Raw genomic sequence first — 3,796 nt, forward strand, 5'->3', positions numbered from 1 at the left:
CGCCCGGCCACCGGCATCCACCCGTTCGTCCGCGGCCGGGGCGTCGGCCGCGGGCCCGAGCCAGGAAATCCGCTCCCCCTCGATTACCACCGCCGCGTCGCGGAGGACGCGGTGTTCCGCGTCCTGGGTCATCAGTTCGGCGACATTGGTGATGAGGGTACTCATGGATCCATTCTTCAGCGCCGGATGGACCAGCGGGTCGCGGCCAGCGCCTCCGCTGTCCGGGATGCCGGACTGGCCTCGGTGGACGGGGGCACAGCCGGGGTCAGGGCCGGGGCGGTGCCCTGGCCGGCGAGGATCAGCCCGGCGGCCAGTTCCGCGACGCCGGATGAGGTCTGGAATCCGTACCCGCCCTGGCCGGCGAGCCAGAAGAATCCGGTGGCCTCGGCGTCGAACCCCACCACCGGGACGCCGTCGGCCGCCTCCGTGCGCAGCCCCGTCCAGGCCGTACGGACGTTCCGGATCCCGAGCGTCGTGATCTCGTTGAGCCGGGCGATGACCCGTTCGATGTCGCCGGGATAGGGCCGGGCGTCCTCGGGTCCGCTCGGCACGTGTTCGGCGGGCGAGATCAGGACCTGGCCGTTGTCCGGCCGGAAGTAGAAGCTGTCATCGGCCGCCGCCACCATCGGGCTGGCTTCCGGGAGGGGATTCTCGACGTCGACGATCGCCGCGGTGCGCCGGTACGGCTGCAGGCCGAGCTTCTCGACGCCGCTGAGGACGGCGAGCTCGTCGGCCCAGGCACCGGCGGCATTGACCACGACGGCGGACTGGAAGCCTTCCTGCCCGGCGCCCAGTTCCCAGCCGGTGCCCAGCCGCTGGGCGGAATGGACCCTGGCGCCGGTAATGATGTCCACGCCGCCGGCCACGGCGAGCCGCCGGTGGTCCTCGAGCAGCACGGGGGCGTTGCAGGCGAAGGACCCGGTGTCCAGCCCGGCGGCGCTGAACGAATCCGGGACCAGGGCCGGGCACAGATCCAGTGCCTCGGCGTGGGTGATCCGCTGCATGTGTCCGCTTGCCTCCGCCCGTACGGTGGCGTCGTCCCCGATCAGCATGAAGCTGCGCGGGGTGAGCACCGGTTCCGGACGTTCGGCGTCCTGGGCCGCGATGAGGTCGAGCGTCCGGACGGTAAGCTCCTGGACCACAGGCGGGCCGTAGCTGGGAATCAGTTGCCGGGCTGAGCGGGCCGAGGTGTGGTAGGCCAGGGTCTGCTCGGCTTCGATCAGGGCCACGCTGCAGTGCCCGGCCAAGGCGGAGGCAAGGGACAGGCCGGCGATCCCGCCGCCGACAATTACGACATCGTAATGAGCTGACATGATCCCATCCTTGCAGATCGTCGGGTCAGGTGATCACGTCCCGGTATCCGGCGTTTGCCGCAACCTGCTCCCGGGCGAGCGGCGTCAATCGGTTCCACAGTCATCACCTGCGCCGTTGTTGGGTCCCAGGGCGTTGAAATGTCCAGGGCTCACGGCGTTCTCGGCACATGCCGTCTCCACGATTCCGAGTTTGGCGGCAACCTTCTTGGAATCCCGGTTGCTTGGATAAATTGTGCACACCGCCCCGGGACATGCCCTGCCATGGTCCGCGCGACTGGACATGTCCCCCGTTGCGGCGTACCGGCCCGGGACATGCCCCTCGTTGGTCGTGGCCGTTGGACATAGTGGCATTATGTCCAGTCCTCGCTGCCGGAGCTGGACATGTCCCCCGGCAAGCCAGCGGAGGAAGCCGGGATGAACGAGCAAGGCCGGGCAGAGTGGGGCCGGACCCCGTACTGAAAGCGGGGGCCCGGCCCGGCGATCAGGCGGGCTAGGCTGCTGCCACCGCCGCGCGGCTGCGCACGAACGCCTGGACGCAGGCCTCGACGTCGTCGGCGCTGTGTGCGGCCGAAAGCTGGACGCGGATCCGGGCGGCGCCCTTGGGCACCACCGGGTAGCTGAACGCCGTGACGAAGACGCCGTTGTGGAGCATGGCATCGGCCACCTTGGCGGCCATGACGGCGTCGCCGAACATAACCGGGACAATGGCGTGCTCGCCGGGGAGCAGGTCGAAGCCTTCCTCGCTCATGCGGTTCCGGAAGAGCTCCGCGTTGGCGAAGAGCTTGCCGCGCAGTTCGCCGGAGTTTTCCACGAGGTCCAGGGCCTTGAGCGTGGCCGCGACGATCGCCGGGGCCAGCGAGTTGGAGAACAGGTAGGGGCGGGCCTTCTGGCGGAGCATCGCCACCACCTCACCGCGGCCCGAGACATAGCCGCCGGAGGCGCCGCCGAGGGCCTTGCCGAACGTGCCGGTGTAGATGTCCACGCGGTCCGAGACGCCGGCGTGTTCCGGCGTGCCGGCACCGGTGGCTCCCATGAAGCCCACCGCGTGTGAATCGTCCACCATGACCAGGGCGTCGTACTTGTCGGCGAGGTCGCAGATCGCTTCGAGCGGGGCCAGGAAGCCGTCCATCGAGAAGACGCCGTCCGTGACGATGATCTTGCGGCGGGCCGGGTTCTCCTGCGTGGTGGCCTCGATCAGCTTCGATTCGAGGTCCGCCATGTCCTGGTTGGCGTAGCGGAAGCGCTGGGCCTTGCAGAGCCGGATGCCGTCAATGATGGACGCGTGGTTCAGGGCGTCCGAGATGACGGCGTCGTCCGGGCCGAAGAGGGACTCGAACACGCCGCCGTTGGCGTCGAAGCAGCTGGAGAACAGGATGGTGTCCTCGGTGCCGAGGAACGCCGAGACACGTTTTTCCAGTGCCAGGTGCAGGTCCTGGGTGCCGCAGATGAAGCGCACGCTGGCCATGCCGAAGCCGCGCTCGTCCATGGCGGTCTTCGCCGCGGCGATGATGTCCGGGTGGTCGGCGAGGCCCAGGTAGTTGTTGGCGCAGAAGTTCAGCACGTCGGCGCCGGTCTCACCGATCTGCCCGGCCTTGATGCGGTTGGCCTGCGGCGAGTCGATGTGCCGCTCGGTCTTGAACAGACCGGCGCTGCGGATCTCATCGAGTTCGTGCTGCAGCTGGTCCTTGATGGCTGAATACATGGGTTGGCTCCTCGGCTGGTTGGATGCGGGGGCGGAATGCTGTGCGTGGAATGCTGTGTCGGGCAGGGGCCCGGAAGCGTGCGGTCAGGAAAGGGGCCTAGAAAACGGTCCAGTCGAGGACCACCTTGCCGCCGACGCCGGCGCGGGCCACCTCGAAACCCTTTTCCCAGTCGGTGGCCGGCAGCGTGTCCGTGACCACGGCCGAGATGTTTGCGTGCAGGGCAGGGTTGGAGGAGAGCATGGCGCTCATCGCGTACCAGGTCTCGAACATTTCGCGGCCGTAGATGCCCTTCATGGTCAGCATGTGCGTGACCACCTTGCCCCAGTTGATGTCGATGGACTGGCTGGGCAGTCCCAGCATCGCGATCCGGCCGCCGTGGTTCATGTTGTCGATCATCTCAGGCAGCGCGGTGGGGTGTCCCGACATTTCCATGCCGATGTCGAAGCCTTCGCGCATGCCGAGTTCGCGCTGGGCGTCCTTGACCCGCATTTTCGAGACATCGATCGCGAGGTCGACGCCGAGCCTGCGGGCCAGTTCCAGCCGGGGCGCGGAGACGTCGGTGATCGCGATCTTGCGGGCGCCCGCGTGCCGGGCGACGGCGATCGCCATCAGGCCGATGGGTCCGGCGCCGGTGATCAGCACGTCCTCGCCGACCAGCGGGAAGCTCAGGGCGGTGTGGACGGCGTTGCCGAAGGGGTCGAAGATGGCGCCGAGTTCCGGGGTGACCGAGGGGTCCTGGTGGACCCAGACGTTGGTCTCGGGGATCACCACGTACTCGGC

Annotated in this window: 3 protein-coding genes and 1 pseudogene; all 4 read right to left on the reverse strand. The window is 68.3% G+C overall.

The features are described from left to right. Positions 1 to 165: pseudogene (locus LQV45_RS20340) on the reverse strand (imidazolonepropionase); the annotation flags it as partial. 11 nt (positions 166 to 176) lie between these two features. Then, positions 177 to 1,313, reverse strand: a complete 1,137-nt coding sequence (locus LQV45_RS20345) for an FAD-binding oxidoreductase (protein WP_230008567.1) — start codon at positions 1,311 to 1,313, stop codon at positions 177 to 179. A gap of 490 nt (positions 1,314 to 1,803) precedes the next feature. Then, positions 1,804 to 3,015 carry a glycine C-acetyltransferase gene (locus LQV45_RS20350; protein WP_230008568.1) on the reverse strand — a complete coding sequence of 404 codons (1,212 nt, stop codon included), beginning with the start codon at positions 3,013 to 3,015 and terminating at the stop codon, positions 1,804 to 1,806. Positions 3,016 to 3,112: 97 nt separating this feature from the next. Continuing rightward, a partial coding sequence (locus LQV45_RS20355; RefSeq protein ID WP_230008569.1) for a zinc-binding dehydrogenase occupies positions 3,113 to 3,796 on the reverse strand: 684 nt, incomplete at its 5' end.

It is taken from the genome of Microbacterium sp. Bi128 (assembly GCF_918698205.1).